The sequence below is a fragment of the Emcibacter sp. genome, from assembly GCF_963675455.1.
GTDB lineage: Bacteria > Pseudomonadota > Alphaproteobacteria > Sphingomonadales > Emcibacteraceae > Emcibacter.
In genome coordinates, this window is record NZ_OY776217.1 from 255,989 (window position 1) to 275,136 (window position 19,148).

Here is a 19,148-nt window from a genome sequence, read left to right on the forward strand (position 1 = left end):
TGTAAAAAACCAGACCAAGATTAGACCATAGAAAAAGTGGTTCCAAGCGCTTATGAGATAAAACTTACATCCGCTGCATCCAAAACTGCCGGGAACAAGGAGCGCCAAAGGTCTGTTTTTACGAAACCCGGAAAAATATTTTATTTTGCGGTCACGGAATAGCAGCCGGTTTGAACAGTACTGCTGTATTTTTTCGCCAACCGCAACAGTTCCCCGGACCGCTGCATTTCACTAATGGCCGCAGCAATCTTTCCGGTTTCCCCCCGGAAGGGGGATTTGTCGGAAACGACAAAGGCGAGATTGGCTTCAACGAGTTCGACCGGTTTACCGAGTTTTGGCCAGAACTCTTCCGGCATGCTATATCTGTCGGAGATCTTTAATTGATAGGACTCTATCAGTTGATCCGTCGCCGTAAAGGCATCAGCACGCCCCCGTGAGGCCAGTTCGAGGATCGACTCCCCCGCAGCAACGGGAACAGCCTTTATATCCATGTGGCGTGCGAAATGCCGATCAAAATATCCACCGGGGGGGAAAATGACAGACTTGCCGTTCAGGTCGTCAATGGTGGTTATCCCCCGGTTTGCCATGGGCACAACAATCAGGCGGGCACAACTTACAATGCCGACAGTTTCATAACCAAAATCGTTATCCGGATAGGAATGAAAGATGGAATAATCCGCCTTCCCGGTGGCCAGAGACTGGATATTACGGCCAAAAGGCTGGAAGATAATATCGTAGTCCACACCTGACCTCTGACGGACCTGCCTGGCAATGTCGACAAATAATCCTTTGTCCTGGCCATCTTCCCGCCAACTGAATGGAAATATATCCAGAACAACCATAACCGGCTTGCGGGCAGCGTCTTCCGGCTTGCCGATTGCCGGCAGGCATAACGCCGCCATAAAACCGAAGGCCGCCAAAATTCTAAAACCATAAGATCGAACGGACGTAAACATATCAAAAACTTCATTTAAATTTTGACGGCCGACAAAAAAAGAAGCCTGATTTTACTTCCTCAAAAAGATCCCGCCCACCGGAAATGTATAAAAAGAGCAATAAACAAAAAAAGGAGGCCAGATTATGACCTCCTCAGTTTATGGATACAGGTTAAATTAACCCGTGTTGTAAATCCTTAAAAGCTCAGAGCCTTGACCTGACGCACATGCGGCAGCCCCTGCACCTTCTCCAGAACCTCGTCAGTGGCCTGCTGGTCAATTGAGACAAGGGCAATAGCTTCGCCGCCTTCGGCTTTACGGCCGAGACTGAAGGTCGCAATATTGAGGCCGGCATCGCCAAGCACTGTTCCCAGCGCCCCGATGAAACCAGGCATATCCTCATTGGTCACATAAAGCATTTCCTTGGACAGTTCAGCTTCCAGACGGATGTCTTTGACCTCGACAATACGCGGGCGACGATCTGCAAACAGCGTGCCAGCAACAGAGCGGGTCTGTTTGTCGGTGGTCACGCTGACCCGGATCATGGTGTGATAGTCACCCTCGCCCTCGTTTTTGCTCTCGATGATCTCGATGTCGCGTTCCTTGGCAATGGCCATGGCATTGACCATGTTGACACTGTCCATAAGCGGCTGCAGCAGACCCTCGACCACAATGGCGGTCAGGGGACGAATATTCAGCTGGGTCACATCGCCCTGATATTCGATATGGATTTTCTGCAGGGCATTTTCCGTCAACTGTCCGGCAAAACTGCCAAGCTCGCCAGCCAGTTTCATATAAGGATTGAGGCGAACGGCTTCCTCGGCGGTCACAGACGGCATGTTCAGCGCGTTGGTCACGGCCCCGTCAAGCAGATAGTCGGCCATCTGTTCGGCGACCTGAACGGCCACGTTAACCTGGGCTTCCGTGGTGGAGGCGCCAAGATGCGGCGTTGCCACAACCTTGTCATTACCGAACAGCGGGTTTTCCTTCGCCGGTTCTTCGGCAAATACGTCAAGTGCGGCACCGGCCACCTTGCCACTGTCCAGTGCATCTTTGAGCGCAGCTTCGTCAATCAGGCCGCCACGGGCACAGTTAATGATCCGCACGCCGTCCTTCATCTTGGCAAAGGCCTCTTTCCCCAGAATACCGCGGGTGCTGTCGGTCAGCGGTGTATGCAGGGTAATGAAATCGGCGCGGTTGAGAAGTTCATCCAGTTCGACTTTCTCCACACCGATTTCCTCAGCCCGCTCCACGGACAGGAAGGGATCAAAAGCCACCACTTTCATTTTCAGGCCGAGGGCCCGGTCGGCAGCGATGGCGCCGATGTTGCCGCAGCCGATAACACCGAGGGTCTTGGAGGTCAGTTCAACCCCCATGAATTTGGATTTTTCCCATTTACCGGCGTGAGTGGATTCATTGGCCTGCGGAATTTCACGTGCCACGGCAAACATCATGGCAATGGCATGTTCCGCCGTGGTTATGCTGTTTCCAAACGGCGTGTTCATGACTACCACACCGTTGCCGGTGGCAGCTTTTACATCCACATTGTCAACACCGATACCGGCGCGGCCAACCACTTTGAGGTTTTTGGCAGCAGCCAGAACTTCCGGTGTCACCTTGGTCGCGGAACGAATGGCGAGACCATCATATTCCGGGATTTTGGCAATCAGTTCTTCGGGAGTCATGCCGACAATCTGGTCAGCCTGGATTCCGCGTTTTTCGAAAATTTCCTTGGCAAGGGGGCTCAGTTTGTCTGAAATCAGGACCTTAACCATCATAAATACCTTTCAATCAATATATCTGTTCGGAGAATGTGAGCGGATCCCGCTGGCGCGCGGCATCCGCTTCTTCTGTAGGTCAGACGTAGGAAGCTTTCACTTCTTCAAGCGCCCACTCAACCCAGGGAACCAGCTTCTCGAGGTCAGCTGTTTCGATGGTGGAGCCTGCCCAGATGCGCAGGCCTGCCGGGGCATCCCGGTAGGCGCCGATGTCATAAGCGGCACCTTCCGCGTCCAGCAGGGCAACGACCTTTTTGGCAGCCGCAGCCTGATCGTCTTCCGACAGCGCCGCAAACCAGGGCGCAGTGATGTTCAGACAGACAGAGGTATTGGACACAGTAGCCGGATCCTTCGCCAGGAAGGCCACATTGTCAGAGCTATCGACCCAGTTCTTCAGAACCGCGAGATTGGCTTCAGAGCGTTTAATCATGCCCTGGAGTCCGCCGATGCTTTCCGCCCATTTCAGGGCGTCCAGATAATCTTCGACACAAAGCATGGAAGGTGTGTTGATGGTCGCACCGGTGAAAATATCTTCGATCAGCTTGCCGCCCTTGGTCAGGCGGAAGATTTTCGGCAGCGGCCGGTTCGGGGTAAAGCTTTCCAGACGTTCCACAGCCCGCGGTGACAGGATAATCACCCCGTGGGCGCCTTCACCACCGAGAACCTTCTGCCAGCTGAAGGTCACCACATCCAGCTTGTCAAACGGCAGGTCCATGGCGAACGCAGCAGAGGTCGCATCACAGATGGTCAGGCCGGCACGGTCGTCGGAAATCCAGTCGCCGTTCGGCACTTTGACACCGGAAGTCGTTCCGTTCCAGGTAAAGACCACGTCACGGGCAGGGTCAACCTTGCTCAGGTCCGGCAGTTCACCGTATCCTGCTTCAAGAATTCGGACATCGTCCAGCTTCAGCTGTTTGGTCACATCAGTGATCCAGCCGGAACCGAAACTTTCCCAGGCCAGCATATCAACGCCGCGGGCGCCAAGCATGGACCAGAGCGCCATTTCCACGGCACCGGTATCAGAACCGGGCACGATACCAACGCGATAGCCTTCAGGCACACCAAGGAGTTCCGCGGTACGGTCGATAGCTTCTTTGAGTCTTGATTTGCCAATTTTGGCGCGATGAGAACGTCCCAGAGGGGCGTCTTTGAGGTCTTCCAACGTCCAGCCCGGGCGTTTTGCGCAAGGGCCTGACGAAAACAGCGGGTTCGCTGGTTTCACTTCCGGTTTCATAATATGTCTCCTATTCCTTCCAGAATAGCTGACCCTCGTTGGGGAGGGTTAGCCCACAGCGGAATATAGAGATGGAAAATTCATCGTCAAGTGAAGAATTTGCGAAATAGCCACAACAGGCCGAAGAAAATTTACTCCTCCGGCGGGAAATGGCTGAATACTGTCATCCAGAAGCGCCAGCCTGTTGTGAGAAAAAAATATCCCGGAATCATTCCACAGTAATTTTTCGGACTTTTGCCCTCTATTTATAAAGAGACTCGAAAACCGAGAGAGAGAGAGAGAGAGAGTTAGATCGCGCTCTTCATTATCTCGGCCCAGAAACGGGTACTGAGCCGGTTGATCACATTGGATTCCGCATTGAGCAGAATCACGATGCCCACATCCCTCGACTTCGAATAGGCCACATCGGCCCGGAAGCCGGCGACCCAGCCACCGTGATAGATCAGCTGCTCCTTGCCGAACTGATAGATCCGCCAGCCAAGTCCGTAATAGGCGTCTTTCAGATAATTGCGCCAGTCCCGACGGCGAAGTTCCTTTTTGGTGCGGATTTTCTTTTCGGTCAGGCTGTCCAGAACCCCGGCCGACATCACCTCCGGCCGGTGCCCCATCTGGGCAATCAGCCATTGAGCCATGTCGGAGACACTGGCGTTGACACCCGCCGCCGGCAGCACCTCGTAATAGGCCGGTTTTACTTTGGTTTTGAGCCATCCCTTGCGGGTTCTCACATGAGGCGCAGCCCTGTTCTCACTATGCAGAAAAGCCTGATATCCGACCGAAGCGTTGCTCATCTCAAGCGGTTTGAAAATCATGTCACTGATCAGGTTCTCATAGGTCCTGAGCGTGGTTTGCTCCATGACCGGGCCGATCATGGCATAGAGCACATTCTGATAACCGTAACATTCCCCCGGATCGCACAGGGGGTCAACCTTCTTGAAACTGGTGATGATCCTGGGCAGGGGGACATTGGCCTCCAGCATATTATCATAGGCATTGGGCATCACACCGGCGCTGTGGCTGAGCAGATGTCCCAACTGGAGCCGGTCGGCCTTGTGATCGGTCTTGAAACGAAATTCAGGCACATAGCTGACCAGCCGGTCATCAAGAGAGAATTTATGCTCTTCTACCAGTTTGGCGCTCAGGCCGGCAGCAAAGGTTTTGGAGACTGACGCCAGCCGGAACACCGTATGTTCATCCACGGGTTCTGTACCGCCCTGCTCCCGCACCCCGTAACCGTGGATACTGATGATCCGGTCTCCCTGGACAATGGCATAGGCGCCGCCGGGCACATTAGCCTTCGCCAGTTCCTGCCGGAAAAACTGATCGAAGGAACCGGCCAGTTCAGGCAGGCTCGATGTTTCGAAAACAACCGGCTTGTCCCGGGGTGCCGGCGCCGCCTCACAGACAGAGACAAACCCGATCACGATCAAAACCCGGAGGATTACGTCACCCACGCCCACATTCGTTTCCTTGCATAGAGTTTAATGTCCCGGCCTGCTTCTTTCCGACCGATGACAATTATTCTTTTTTGCCGTCAAACCCGGCGAATTTAAGGCCGTCGCCCTTCTGGAAAACCAGGGTTTGCACCTTGCCGCCTTTTTCAATATTTACACGATTTACCTGATCCGGAAAAGTTTCCGTCAGAATGCGATTGATAATACCCAGTCGGGACAGATCTGTCGGCAGCGCCGCTTCCCGGTAAATATGGATATCCTCAACGGCATATTCATATCCCACCCAAGCCAGTTTTATCTGCTCTCCCTGCGGGGTATAAAGGGCGAAACGATCAGCGATATACTCCTTCAGGAAGGCTTCTATCTGTTCATCGGAAAGTTCGTCCGTCGTGTTGATCCGGGCCCGGATCAGGTCTTCCACATCATGGGTAAACAGCCGGTGTGTCACTTGGACCGCCCGCTTGTCTTCACGAAACTCCACGACCGTAAAGGATGCGGCAAAACGATGAGCCAGAGCTGTACTTCCGAAGCCAAACAGACAAAACAAAAGCAGAGCAGCCAGAGTTTTCCGCACTATTTTTTCTCTTTCCCGGCACCGTCGATGGGCTCACGCATTTCTTTCATCATGTCGCGTTTCTTCTTGGTCTTGAACAGGTCGAAACGGCTCTCTTCATTGATTTTGCGCGGGAAGTGATTGTTATCGGTATCCACATCGGCAGTCTCAAGATGGGGATCCAGCTGTACCGCAACGATAGGTTTGTCACTGAGGAGCATTTTGCTGATATGCTTGCTGTCCTTCTTCCAGATTTCCGCAGCCCAGCGGAACTCTTCCTTTTTGCCGTCAGCATAAGTCACTTCCACGTAAACCGGCATGACAAGCCCGCCCTTGTTGCTCAGGTCGAGCATGTAAATATGGGATTTGTCCTCGAGAAGTTCCCGTTCATGATCTTCCAGTTCCTTAAGCAGGCCCTGATAGGCATTACGCTGGGCGTTGGTTACGGTAAATTCATCGTTCTCGTTATAGAAATCCTTCAGATCCTTGAAACGATCAATGCGTTTCGGCAGGTCCTTGTTACGCTGTTCGCTCAGGGTTTCAGGACGTTCCTCATCCTTTTTCTTCAGCCAGGTCTGTTCCACCTCTGGATTTTTGGTATCCAGGTGCAGATGACGCACATTATCCAGGGAAATATCCACATGACCGGTGGTATAGAACCAGCCGCGCCAGAACCAGTCCAGGTCCACACCGGATGCATCCTCAAGGGTCCGGAACAGGTCCGCCGGTGTCGGTCTCTTGAATTGCCAGCGCCGGGAATATTCCCGGAAGGCAAAATCAAACAGATCCCGGCCGAGGATGGATTCCCTGAGGATATTCAGCGCCGTCGCCGGTTTAGCATAGGCATTGTTGCCAATCTGCAGAAGCGATTCCGCATTGGTCATGATCGGCACCTGTTTATCGCCCTTCATATAATCGACAATCTTGTAGGGCTCCCCGCGGCGGGACGGATAATCCTCTTCCCATTCCTGTTCTGACAGGAACTGCAGGAATGTGTTGATGCCTTCATCCATCCAGGTCCATTGCCGTTCATCGGAGTTAACAATCATCGGGAAATAATTATGTCCGACTTCGTGAATCACGACGCTGATCAGGCCGTATTTGGTGCGTCTCTCGTAGGTTCTGGTACCATCCTCATGTTTGGTCGGCCGGTAGCCGTTGAAGCTGATCATGGGATATTCCATACCGCCGGTCACCGCCCCATGCACGGAAATAGCCACCGGATAAGGATAGACCAGAGCATATTTGTTATAGGTTTCCAGGGTATGAGCCACGGCCTGGGTGGAATACAGTCCCCACAGGGGATTGGCTTCCTCCGGATAGAAAGACATGGCCAGAACCGTCTGTTTATTTTCCTTCTGGTAAACACCCATGGCATCCCAGATAAACTTGCGGGAGGAGGCAAAGGCAAAATCACGGACATTGTCGGCCCGGAAATGCCAGGTTTTATTGTCATCCGTAGCTTCAGCCTGGTTCATCATGGCTTCGTCAGGCGTGACAATATGTATCGGTTCCTTAGCCTTCTTTGCCTTCTCCAGCCGCTTGCGCTGGGCATCGCTGAGGACCTCCTGCGGATTCTGCAGGACACCGGTCGCTGTCACGATGTGATCGGCAGGCACCGTGATGGAAACGTCATAGTTGCCGAATTCCAGGGTAAATTCACCCCGGCCGATGAATTGTTTATTATGCCATCCGCCGTAATCGCTGTAGGCCGCCAGTCGTGGAAACCACTGGGCAACTTCGTAAATATAGTTTTTGTCTTCCTTGAAATATTCATAGCCGCCCCGGGCCTTGATGATAGTGCCATCAACAATCTTGTAAGACCAGGCGATATCAAGTTCAAATTTCTGGCCAGGCTTCAGAGGGGTCGGCAGGTCCACCCGCATCATGGTTTCGACAATGGTAAACGGCAGGTCTGAACCGGACGCATCCCGGACAAATTCGAGCTGATGGCCGCCGTCAAAATTCTTCTCGTGCAGAGCTTTGCGGAAATCCTTGAAATCTGACTTTTGTTGTTCCTCAATCGTACGGGTCTGCTGGTCCATTGATCCACGGGCAAAACGGTTCTGGTCCAGTTGCAGCCACAGGTAACGCAGGGTATCAGGCGAATTGTTGCTGTAAGTGATTTTCTCCCGCCCCTTCAGGCTCTGCTTCTTGTCATCAAGTTCCACCTGGATCCGATAATCCACCTTTTGCTGCCAATAGGCATGGCCTGGAGCACCGGAGGCAGTCCTGTATATATTGGCGGTGGGCAGATATTCATCCAGCTGGCGGAAACTGTCCTGCAGCTGTTCCATGGTCTGGGCATAAGCGAATGAAGTCAGAGAGGCCCAAACAAGGACCAGAAGAGCCGGAAAATGTCTAGAAATCATAAAAAACACCGTTTAGTCGTTAATCCCCACGTTTCTTTATTGGCGGAAGATGTTGTCCCTTCCTATGCGATTATCTCTATTCCTACCCTTTTACGGCCCAGGAAACAAGATGGTTCAGCGGTCCGTTGCCACCACCGAAACCAGGCGCTTCCTGAATGGCCAGATGAACATAATCCCGTGCCCGTTCGACCGCAGCTGCCAGATCCATGCCTTGTGCCAGGCCGGCGGCAATGGCAGAGGCCAGCGTACAGCCGGTACCATGAGTATGCCGGGTTTCTATACGTCGGCTTTCATAGGTGATGCTTGTTCCATCGGCAGCAGCAAGCAGGTCAACCAGACGATCATCAGATAAATGTCCGCCTTTCACCAGAACGGCCTTCGCTCCGAGGGCCAGAATTTTCTCTGCCGCAACCTTCATATGATCAACCGTGTCGATCCGGTCCATGCCGGTCAGGGCCAGGGCCTCGGGTATATTCGGGGTAACCAGCGTGGCCAGCGGTAACAATTCGCTGGTCAGCGCCGCCCGGGCCTGTTCAGCCAGCAGGGCGTGGCCGCTGGTGGACACCATTACCGGGTCAAGAATATAGGGAATACCAGGGGCATCGTTTTTCAAGAGGTCGGACACGGTACAGATGATCTGTTCATCAAACAGCATGCCGCTTTTGATGGCGTCCGCCCCAATATCCTCAAGGCAGGCCAGGGCCTGGTCCCGAACAAGGTCTGCCTCGACGGGAACTGCACGGGTAACACCCAGGGTATTCTGGACGGTCAGGGAGGTAATGGCCGCCATGGCATAGGCGCCCATGGCGGAAATGGTCTTGATGTCAGCCTGAATGCCGGCGCCGCCGCTGGGGTCAGAACCGGCAATGGTCAGGACCTTGCCTTTTATAGTCTTCTGGTGAATGGTTTTATTTTCCGCTGTGTCTTGCAATATCAGGCCGCAGTTTCTTCCCCGAAACTTTCAACTGTGGCTACAATATCATCTACAACATTGGACACAAGACTTTCGTCTTCGCCTTCCGCCATCACCCGAATCACGGGTTCGGTGCCGGATTTGCGGATCACCACACGTCCGGTGCCGTTGAGGCGTTCTTCGCCTTCCCGGATCGCTTCCTGAACCTGCTGGCTGTCCAGCGGGTTGGAACCGTCAGCGTAACGGGCATTTTTCAACAACTGCGGATAGGGTGTAAACAGGCTACAGATCTCGCTGACCGGTTTGCCGTTCTTGACCAGCACCGCCAGGATCTGCAGGGCCGCAATCAGGCCGTCGCCGGTGGTGTTGAAATCGCTGAGTACGATATGACCGGACTGTTCCCCGCCCAGGTTAAGACCGCGACTTTTCATGGCCTCCACCACATAGCGGTCGCCAACCTTGGTGCGGACCAGTTCAAGACCGATCCGGTTGAGATATTTTTCAAGCCCCAGATTGGACATGATAGTGGCGACAACGGCACCGCCGCGCAATTTATCCGCCACCTGCCAGTACTGGGCGATAGTCGCCATAAGCTGGTCGCCATCGACGATATTTCCATGTTCGTCACATACGATCAGGCGATCCGCGTCCCCGTCCAGGGCAATACCGATGTCGGCGCCATGAGTGACCACCTGCTCGCACATCAACTGGGGCGCCGTGGAACCGCATTTCTCATTGATATTGGTGCCGTTGGGGTTAACCCCCACAGCCACAACTTCAGCCCCCAGTTCCCAGAGCACGCTGGGCGCAGACCGGTAAGCGGCTCCGTTGGCGCAATCGACAACAATCTTCAGGCCGTCAAGGCGCAGGTTTTTCGGGAACGTGTTCTTGGCAAATTCGATATAGCGACCAACCGCATTTTCCAGGCGCTGGGCCCGGCCGAGTTTTTCGGACGGCACCAGATGATCGGCATAACCGTTATCCATACGCCGTTCGATTTCCATTTCAATTTCGTCAGACAGCTTGTGACCGTCTGGACCGAACAGCTTCAGGCCGTTATCCTGATAGGGGTTATGAGAGGCAGAAATCATCACGCCGAGATCGGCACGTAAAGACCTGGTCATCATCGCCACTGCCGGCGTCGGCATGGGACCGACCATGATCACATCCATACCCATGGACAGAAAGCCGGATGCCAGGGCAGGCTCAAGCATATAACCGGAAAGACGGGTATCCTTACCAATCACCACACGGTGTTTGTGATTTCCCCTGGTAAAATGTTTACCGGCGGCCATCCCTACCCGGGTTGCCACCTCTGCCGTCATATGTCCTTCATTCGCTCTGCCGCGGATGCCGTCTGTGCCGAAATATTTACGTGTCATTTTCAGTTCTTCTATCTTTGGAAACACTTATAAGAAAGCATTATCATGCAATGGTTAATACATTTTCAACAGGACCTTATTAACCATAAAAAATGAGATTAAAATAAGACAAAACAAGCAAAGAATTTTTTACAAATAAATATTAGACGTTACATCTTACTTATATATGACCATACATCAAGTGATTGTGCGGTCTCCGGCACATCATGAATCCGGACAATCTGTATGGCGCTTCCCCAGGCCAGTTGTGCGGCACTTAGTGACCCGGCAAGCCGTTGATCCGTCTGCCCGTTACGGGACATGGCGGTAATGAACCGTTTGCGGGAAGCGCCCAGCAGAACAGGCACCCCAAGACCGTGAAACAGGGCAAGCCCCTGTAACAGGGCCGCATTATGTTGCATGTTTTTACCAAAGCCTATACCTGGATCGACAATCAGCCGTTTCCGGGCGATGCCATTCTGCAGGCAAAATTCCAGGCGCTGTTCCAGATAATCATAAACATCCAGCAGGGCATCGTCATATGTCGGGTTCTGCTGCATGGTTTGGGGGGTGCCCTGGGCATGCATCAGGATCACGGGCGCATCAGTTTCCCTGAGGACCGACAAAGAGTCCGGATCATGGGTCAGAGCGCTGACATCATTAATAATATGGGCCCCCGCCTTCAGGCTTTCTCTCATCACCGCCGCATTGCGGGTATCGACGGATATCACCGCTGATAACTGGGAAAGTTCTTCGATGACCGGAAGGACGCGGGCAAGCTCCTCCTCGACCGGTACGACCTCAGCCCCCGGACGCGTGCTCTCCCCGCCGATATCGATGATATCCGCCCCCTGCTCCCTCATCAGCCGGGCGTGATCCAGGGCGCGGGCTGTAGTGTTATGCAGGCCGCCGTCGGAAAAACTGTCCGGTGTGACATTGAGAATGCCCTGCAGCCGCGGCCTGCTCCAATCCAATTTTTTCCCTCCGGAAAGAGGTATGACGGGACGCGGGGAGGTGATATTGTCATGCAGAATTGACAGAAATTGCCGGTCCTCGGGGGACAGTTCGTCAAGAAGCTGTCCGAAGTCCTGTACCGGAATCATCTGCTGGCGAACTCTTTCGCTGCCCTGACGTTCGATCAGAAGATATGTTGTGAAAGACAGGGGGCCGCCGGCAAGAGGCCGGGAAATGCCGGCTTCCATGCCTTCAGAAGAAGTTGAGCCCCTGAGAAATCCCAGGGGCTGCAAATAATATTTACCAGTTGTCATATCGCTCCCCGCAAGCCGGATCAGCTTTCGGGAACCGGGTCGGCATCAATTGGACCTTCCCCACCCTTTTTCTCGGCACTGCCGGTGGAGGGGACAGATCCGGTTGACGGCGTACTTGGCCCGGATTCGTCGGTATATTCCTCACGGTGAATATCCTTGCCGGCCAGAAGATCCTTGATTTCATCACCGGACAGGGTTTCATATTCCAGAAGCGCCTTGGCCAGCGTGTGAAGATCGTTGATATTGTCAGTCAGGATCTTGGTGGCTTTCTCGTGGGCTTCATCCACAATCCGGCGGATTTCTTCGTCAATGATCTGGGCTGTCGCACTGGATACATTCTGGGTCTGGGCAACGGAATGACCAAGAAATACTTCTTCCTGGTTTTCGCCATATTCCAATGGTCCGAGCTTATCACTCATGCCCCATTTGGTCACCATGGCACGGGCCATTTTGGTCGCATGGGAAATATCGGAAGAGGCCCCTGAGGTCACCTTGTCATAACCGAAGATCAGTTCCTCGGCCACACGGCCACCCATGGCGACGGCCAGATCCGCATGCATTTTCTCGCGGCTCAGGGACAACTGGTCCCGTTCCGGCAGTCGCATCACCATGCCCAGGGCACGGCCGCGGGGAATGATGGTTGCCTTGTGAATGGGATCGGATGCCGGACAATGCAATGCTACCAGGGCGTGACCGCCTTCATGATAGGCCGTCAGTTTTTTCTCGTCCTCGGACATGACCATGGAGCGGCGTTCCGCCCCCATCATCACCTTGTCCTTGGCGGATTCAAAATCGGCCATAGACACCACGCGCTTGCCTTTGCGGGCGGCAAGAAGCGCAGCCTCGTTCACCAGGTTGGCGAGATCGGCGCCGGAAAAACCGGGTGTCCCGCGGGCAATCACCCGGGTATCCACATCTGCCGCCAGCGGCACTTTCTTCATGTGAACCTTGAGGATTTTCTCACGGCCCAGAATATCCGGGTTCGGCACCACCACCTGGCGGTCAAAACGACCCGGACGCAACAGCGCCGGATCAAGCACATCAGGGCGGTTGGTCGCTGCAATAAGAATGACGCCTTCATTGGCCTCAAAGCCGTCCATTTCCACCAGCAACTGGTTGAGGGTCTGCTCCCGTTCGTCGTTACCACCGCCGAGACCGGCGCCACGATGACGGCCCACGGCATCAATCTCGTCAATAAAGATGATGCAGGGCGCGTTTTTCTTGGCCTGTTCGAACATGTCGCGGACACGGCTGGCGCCGACACCGACAAACATTTCAACAAAATCGGAACCGGAAATGGTGAAGAACGGCACATTGGCCTCGCCGGCAATGGCGCGGGCAAGCAATGTTTTACCGGTTCCCGGAGGGCCCACCAGAAGCGCACCCTTGGGGATGGAACCACCAAGACGCTGGAACTTCTGCGGATCTTTCAGAAACTCAACAATTTCCTCAAGCTCTTCCTTGGCTTCGTCAATACCGGCCACATCGTCAAATGTCACACGGCCCTGACGTTCAGTCAGAAGCTTGGCTTTGGATTTACCAAAACCCATAGCCTTGCCGCTGTTACCCTGCATCTGGCGCATGAAGAATATCCACACACCGATCAGAATGATCATCGGCAGCCAGCTCAGAACGATACTCCAGAAGGGACTTCCTTCTTCCGGCTCGGCAATAATCCGAACGCCCTGTTTACGTAATGTTTCAACCAGATTCGGGTCATCGGGAGCATAGGTGTAAAATTTGGCGCCACTTGTATCAGTACCGTGAATGCCTCGCCCCTGTATGACAACCTGCTGGACCTGTCCGGCCTCAACGCTATCCAGAAATTCAGAAAACGCGACCTCGGTTGAACGGCTCTGTATGTTCGTACCGGGATTGAATGCGTTGTATAAAACCATGAGCAAAATCAGGATAATTGCCCAAAATGCCAGATTGCGTCCCATATTTTTTACGTATCACTTTCATGTTGAAAAAGGCGTAAGTAACGCCTGCAAAAACTATCATCATCTTAGATAAGGGCGATTATCGCCCAGACAAGTCATGACTATGGTATTTCCATCAGAATAAGCTGTTTTTTATATCATTTCAGCAAAATTGTCAGCCGGGATGTGAAAAACCGCCCTGAACCCGTTGTCCTTCCCTGTTTCAACCAGATCCGGCAACATCCGCTCTCCCGCCTCTGTAAGCAGTTCAGGCAGGGTCGGGAACACATATTTTGCCGCCGGCAAGTCCTTCAGTTCCGGCCGGTCCCGCGCCAGAGACTGCCATCCGGCCTGACCGATCTTTTGAAGTCTGCCCGCAACCGGTATTTTCAGCCAGAACCTGCCGTCCCATAATAAACTGTCACCGGCAGACACCCCTTTTTCGTCACTGACTGCCGCTTCCTCGCGGGCCATCAGTATAGTGTCCTGTCCCTGCAGAATAACCCGGCATCCCCCTATCGTCTGATCCACCGCCTCTCCTGCAGCCAGCCGCTCGTATAGATTTTGTGTTTTTTCAAACCTTGGCGGGAATTCGGCACCGGCGATCACCTTCAGAAGGCGCGCCAGCAGCCTGAGGGCAATTTCCCGTTCCCCGGCCAGAAATTTTTCCACATTCACCCCGGCAGACCCGAGGGGGTCAACCTTAACCGCCTCCTGCCATAAAGACGTCGTCAGTCGATCAAGCAGATCCTGTACCGCCTGCATGCGTGTTGCTGTGCCTGCCAGACGTTCCGCCGTCAGACCGCTGATCCGGGAACCGGCCAGAAACTCACGCACCTGGACGCGGTTATGTTTTAAATCCTGGTTGCTGGGATCCTCAATCCAGTCCTGCGCCTGCGCCTTGAGGAAGGCCGTCAGCTGTTCCTTACCACACTCCAGAAGCGGACGGCAGACAACCGGCAGGTGCCCGGGTTCGATATCCTCGATTGGGACCGGGAAAGAGGATTTTTTGCGCATGGCGGCAAGGCCGTCCACACCACTGCCCCGGGCCAGACGCAACATAAAGGTTTCCGCCTGGTCATTCAGATGATGAGCCAGAAACAGGTGCGTTATTTGATGTTCTGCACACCATTTTCCCAGCAGTCGATATCTGATTTTGCGGGCGTTTTCCTGAATGCTTGATTTCGGAACATCTTCCTGCCAGGTCAGGATTTCATGGGGAATGCCACAGGAGGAAAGCCAGGCATGAACCTGCCGGCATTCTGTTTCCGCCTCCGGCCGAAGACCGTGATTGACTGTCAGGGCAACAAGATCGACCTGTTGCTCATGACACCAGTCCCGAAGCAACAGGGCAAGCGCCATACTGTCCGCCCCTCCGGACACGGCAACAGCAAATTTTCCAGTGGAAAAGTCACATTCCGGCACGCCCTGCATCAGGACGTTGAATTTTTCAGACGTAAGGTGCAGAGGCTCGTCCATCCGGCATCCAGAGTTTCAGACTATTGGCAGCCCGCCTTTTTCTCTTCGGCCTGACGACGGTTCTTGTTTTCCGTACTGTCCGGGAAGCGGGCGGAAAGTTCGCGGTAAGCTTCACAGGCATCATTCTTTTCGCCCATGGCATTCAGAGACATGCCGATTTTCAGCAGAAACCCGGGCGCCTTTGCATGTTGCGGATAATCGTTATACCCTTCCAGGAACGTACGCGTCGCATCGGTATACATGCCCCGGACATAGTAGGTCTGGCCGAGCCAGTATTTGGCATTACCCGCCAGCGCGTGATCCGGATGCTGTTTCAGAAATTCGCTGAGCGCCCGTTCCGCACCGGTATAATCGCCTTTTGTGACCAGGCCGTAGGCGAAATCATACTGCTCTTTTTCCGTGCCCTTTGGCAACAACGATCCACCTGCCGATGTCGCCGCCGGCTTGCTGTCGACAGGGGCCGCTGCCACTGCCGCCGGAGAAGCACCTTTTCCGCCGCCTTCAAGCTCGGAAAGCCTGAATTCATAATCCTTGACCAGGGTTTCAAGCCGATTGGTAAGCTGGGTGATGCGGTAGTTGGATTCCTCAATCTGGCCGGTCAGTTGCCGCATCTGGGTTTCAATCTGCGTCACCCGGGCTTCCATGTCCGCCAGAAGCACGCCGCTTTGGGGAGATGGTGCCGTGGCCTGTTGGCCGCTGGCGGCGCCATCCTGTTCAAAATAGCTGCCGGGAGTAAAGACCTTGCGCTGGACGGCGCGCAGCTGCTTTTCCAGAATTTCGACTTTTTTCTCCAGGCTTTCGGCCTGCACCGGAGAACAGATGGAGATGGCGGCAATCAGGAAAGCCGATAGCACCCCGATGCCCACTGTTCTTTTTGTTTCCCTGATCATTCTTCGCTCCCGCTGGCCGACCTGTGCCGGTGGTGATACAAAAATACCCGCGCAGACAGTCAAGGCCGCGCGGGTACCAATGATAGAAATGTTATTAGTCTACGCGTGTATATCCGCGACGGTTCTGGGCCCAGACGGACTCACCGGAACCGCTAACAGCCGGGCGTTCCTTGCCGTAGCTGACGGTACGGATTTTGGAAGCACTTACACCAAGAGCCACCAGATAGTTTTTCACAGCATTGGCACGACGATCACCAAGGGCAAGGTTGTACTCGCGTGTGCCGCGCTCATCACAATGGCCTTCAACGGTCACAGCTGCATTTGTGTCCATCATCCAGCGGGCCTGGGCCTGCAGCGTGGAACGTGCGTCAGCGGTCAGGTCATAACGGTCGAAACCGAAATAAACCAGTGCGCCGGATGTAGCATCCAGATCTTCCTGGGATCCCGGTACCGGACCGACATCTTCCGGTTCAACCGTAACATCCCCTGTCTGAGCTTGTTCAACGACAGGCTGTTCCTCTTCAACAGGAGCAGTCGGAGTTTCAACAGGCTCTTCTTTTCCGGCACATGCACTGACCAGCAGTACTGCACCAATAATCATCCAGTATTTAGCGCCAATTAATTTTTTCAGCATCTAGTGGTCCTTCCACGCTTATTAAATATTTTCACCAACCAATTTGTTGCCGATCCCCAATTATATCAAGAACTGGCACAGTCTAACACTTGTTTATTTTACGCATATTTCTGTCTTAAACATACGTATTTTTGCCAAATCAGGGCAACTATAGCAGACCCGCTCATCTAATCAAGGGGGACCATGCAGGATCAGACGCATCCAACGGCGTTATAATCTGCCTTTCATTGTACCCCGTGAGGTCGACAGACCATACCTGAGTTTCCCCGCCTTTGCCATTCTTATCATAGGGTTGCTGCCTGAAAAACATCAAAACACGGCCATTTGGCGACCAGGTCGGCCCCTCATCCAGGAAACTTTCCGTCAAAAGCCGCTCACCTGACCCGTCCGGGCGCATCACTCCGATATAAAAACGCCCCTGATAGATTTTTGTGAAGGCAATCAGATCCCCCCTCGGCGACCACACAGGCGTACCGTAACGGCCCTTGCCAAAGCTGATCCGGTGAATATTTTTCCCGTTGGCGTCCATGACATAGATCTGCTGGCTGCCGCCGCGATCCGAGTTAAAGGTAATCTGGCGTCCGTCCGGCGAATAGCTGGGCGAGGTGTCGATGGCCGAATGACTGGTCAGGCGGGTCACCTTGCGGGTGCGCAGTTCCATTACGTAGATATCGGAATTGCCCTTCTGGGCCTGGGAAATAATAACCTTGTTGCCGTCCGGTGAAAAGCGCGGGGCAAAGGTCATGCCCGGAAAATCGCCCAGAAGTTCCTGCTTGCCGGTATCGATATTATACAGATACACCCGCGGATTGTCGTTGAAATAGGACAGATAGGTAATTTCCTGAGCCGTCGGTGAAAAGCGCGGCGTCAGCGCCATATGCCTGCCATCAGTCAGGAATTTATGATTGTGGCCGTCCTGATCCATGATCGCCAGACGCTTGGTCCGGTTGGTCTGCACGCCGCTTTCCGACACATAAACAATGCGGGTATCGAAATAACCACTTTCCCCGGTCAGGCGTTTATAGATCGCATCCGCCATCATATGGGCGATGCGGCGCCAGTTCTGCGGCGTCGTGTAATAACGCAGGCCGATCATCTGTCCGCTCGACAAGACATCCCACAGGCGGAATTCCACCTTGACCCGGCCATCTTCCTGCAGCGTAAGCTGCCCGGTGACCAGCGCCTGGGCGCCGATGGAGCGCCAGTTGGCGAATTTCGGCCGACTGCCCGGAAGTTCCTTGAAAAAGGCCGCCCGGTCTATGGTCCTGAACAGTCCGGAGCGTTCGAGGTCGGCGCTGACCACCCGGGCTATGTTGCGCCCGACATCATCAACCGTACCGCCGGTATTGAGCGGGCGACCGTCGCCTTCCAGATCCTTGATCGCAATGGGCAGCGGATCCGCATTCCCCTGTGTGATATCCACCCGGAGCACCGCATGAGCGCTGCTCATGGCCAGAAACAGACTGACAACAGACAGAATAACCAGTTTTGCAAGCTTCACGCGACTTTCTCCATTCTTTAATCTACCCATTCAGCATTTCCGCAGGATTAAAATTCAACTCAAATTCGCGCCACAGTTCATATTTGTCCCGAGGAAGATCAAAAGGCACACATTTGCGCACCGCCCGGAGGGCGCTTTCCGCTGCCGTCCGGTAAAATTCCTCCCCTGGCCTATTTATCCGGGCTTGATCAACCAGCTCCGGCGGACGCGCTAACTTGCCCTCAGGCGTAAGCCATATTTTCACAATGACGCTTAAGTCTTCTGCATACTTCGCCCCGGCAGGAACACTCCAGCAGTTTCTCTCATGCATCTGGAGCCGTATAGCATCAATAACGGTCATCGTTTGTTGCTGAATTTCCAAATCCGTCAACTGACGCGGTTCGTCATAGACTTTTTCCTTCAGCGTTTCGCCGATGGATTTCTGCTCTTCCTGCCTTTTATCCAGCAACGCCGCCACCCGCGATACCTGAAAACGGCTCGGCGGCCGCGGTTTTGACTTGGGCGACACCGTCGGCGTTGTTACCACTGCCACCTGAGGCTCCGGTTTCTTTTCCGGCTTTTTCGCCGGCTTCTGCTTCACATCCGGCAGAGGCATGTCGGACGCCATCTTGGGCGGCTCCGGCGGCATTTCCACCTTGCGGGTCGGCTTTTTCTTTTCTTCTTTTTTCTTTTCCTCGACCTTGTCCACTTTGGGCGGCTTGATCTTCAGCTTCTGCACGTCAGCGATCTTGACCATCTCTACCGGGATCACGGACATTTCCGTCTGCACATCATCCCTGAGCACCGGCAGGCCGACCACGGCCATTACAATGACCGCCACATGCAACAGGCCGGATATGATCAAAGCTGTGCGCACG

General features: G+C 54.0%; 15 protein-coding genes. All 15 read right to left on the reverse strand.

Annotation, left to right across the window (positions count from 1 at the left end; translation table 11 throughout):
- Positions 1-140: 140 nt before the first annotated feature.
- Entirely contained in the window at positions 141-956 is an 816-nt protein-coding gene (locus ACORNT_RS01065) for a substrate-binding periplasmic protein (RefSeq protein WP_321394129.1), read from the reverse strand.
- A 176-nt stretch (positions 957-1,132) separates the two neighbouring features.
- Positions 1,133-2,710, reverse strand: a complete 1,578-nt coding sequence (gene serA / locus ACORNT_RS01070) for a phosphoglycerate dehydrogenase (protein WP_420717528.1) — start codon at positions 2,708-2,710, stop codon at positions 1,133-1,135.
- Between the two features lie 82 nt (positions 2,711-2,792).
- Positions 2,793-3,947: a phosphoserine transaminase gene (locus tag ACORNT_RS01075; RefSeq protein WP_321394133.1), complete on the reverse strand. Its 1,155-nt coding sequence runs from the start codon at positions 3,945-3,947 to the stop codon at positions 2,793-2,795.
- Between the two features lie 287 nt (positions 3,948-4,234).
- Positions 4,235-5,398, reverse strand: coding sequence for a serine hydrolase domain-containing protein (locus tag ACORNT_RS01080; protein WP_321394135.1), 1,164 nt, complete (start codon positions 5,396-5,398; stop codon positions 4,235-4,237).
- 64 nt (positions 5,399-5,462) lie between these two features.
- Positions 5,463-5,972 carry a DUF6702 family protein gene (locus tag ACORNT_RS01085; protein ID WP_321394138.1) on the reverse strand — a complete coding sequence of 170 codons (510 nt, stop codon included), beginning with the start codon at positions 5,970-5,972 and terminating at the stop codon, positions 5,463-5,465.
- Positions 5,972-8,323, reverse strand: coding sequence for a M1 family metallopeptidase (locus ACORNT_RS01090; RefSeq protein ID WP_321394141.1), 2,352 nt, complete (start codon positions 8,321-8,323; stop codon positions 5,972-5,974). The genes ACORNT_RS01085 and ACORNT_RS01090 overlap by 1 nt, the downstream gene beginning before the upstream one ends.
- 82 nt (positions 8,324-8,405) lie before the next feature.
- Positions 8,406-9,254, reverse strand: coding sequence for a bifunctional hydroxymethylpyrimidine kinase/phosphomethylpyrimidine kinase (gene thiD / locus ACORNT_RS01095; protein WP_321394143.1), 849 nt, complete (start codon positions 9,252-9,254; stop codon positions 8,406-8,408).
- Positions 9,255-9,256: 2 nt separating this feature from the next.
- Positions 9,257-10,618 carry a phosphoglucosamine mutase gene (gene glmM / locus ACORNT_RS01100; RefSeq protein WP_321394146.1) on the reverse strand — a complete coding sequence of 454 codons (1,362 nt, stop codon included), beginning with the start codon at positions 10,616-10,618 and terminating at the stop codon, positions 9,257-9,259.
- A gap of 149 nt (positions 10,619-10,767) precedes the next feature.
- Entirely contained in the window at positions 10,768-11,865 is a 1,098-nt protein-coding gene (gene folP / locus ACORNT_RS01105; RefSeq protein WP_321394149.1) for a dihydropteroate synthase, read from the reverse strand.
- 20 nt (positions 11,866-11,885) lie between these two features.
- Positions 11,886-13,763: an ATP-dependent zinc metalloprotease FtsH gene (gene ftsH, locus ACORNT_RS01110; RefSeq protein WP_420717510.1), complete on the reverse strand. Its 1,878-nt coding sequence runs from the start codon at positions 13,761-13,763 to the stop codon at positions 11,886-11,888.
- 177 nt (positions 13,764-13,940) lie between these two features.
- Entirely contained in the window at positions 13,941-15,266 is a 1,326-nt protein-coding gene (tilS, locus tag ACORNT_RS01115) for a tRNA lysidine(34) synthetase TilS (RefSeq protein WP_321394154.1), read from the reverse strand.
- Between the two features lie 20 nt (positions 15,267-15,286).
- The gene (gene ybgF, locus ACORNT_RS01120) at positions 15,287-16,156 is read right to left on the reverse strand and encodes a tol-pal system protein YbgF (RefSeq protein WP_321394157.1); all 870 of its coding nucleotides are present in this window, start codon (positions 16,154-16,156) and stop codon (positions 15,287-15,289) included.
- A 94-nt stretch (positions 16,157-16,250) separates the two neighbouring features.
- Positions 16,251-16,790, reverse strand: coding sequence for a peptidoglycan-associated lipoprotein Pal (pal, locus tag ACORNT_RS01125; protein WP_321394160.1), 540 nt, complete (start codon positions 16,788-16,790; stop codon positions 16,251-16,253).
- A 163-nt stretch (positions 16,791-16,953) separates the two neighbouring features.
- Positions 16,954-18,321, reverse strand: a complete 1,368-nt coding sequence (gene tolB / locus ACORNT_RS01130; protein ID WP_321394163.1) for a Tol-Pal system beta propeller repeat protein TolB — start codon at positions 18,319-18,321, stop codon at positions 16,954-16,956.
- Complete coding sequence (locus tag ACORNT_RS01135) at positions 18,314-19,147, reverse strand: hypothetical protein (protein WP_321394166.1); 834 nt, start codon at positions 19,145-19,147, stop codon at positions 18,314-18,316. Before ACORNT_RS01135 ends, tolB begins: the two co-directional genes overlap by 8 nt.
- Position 19,148: the final 1 nt, after the last annotated feature.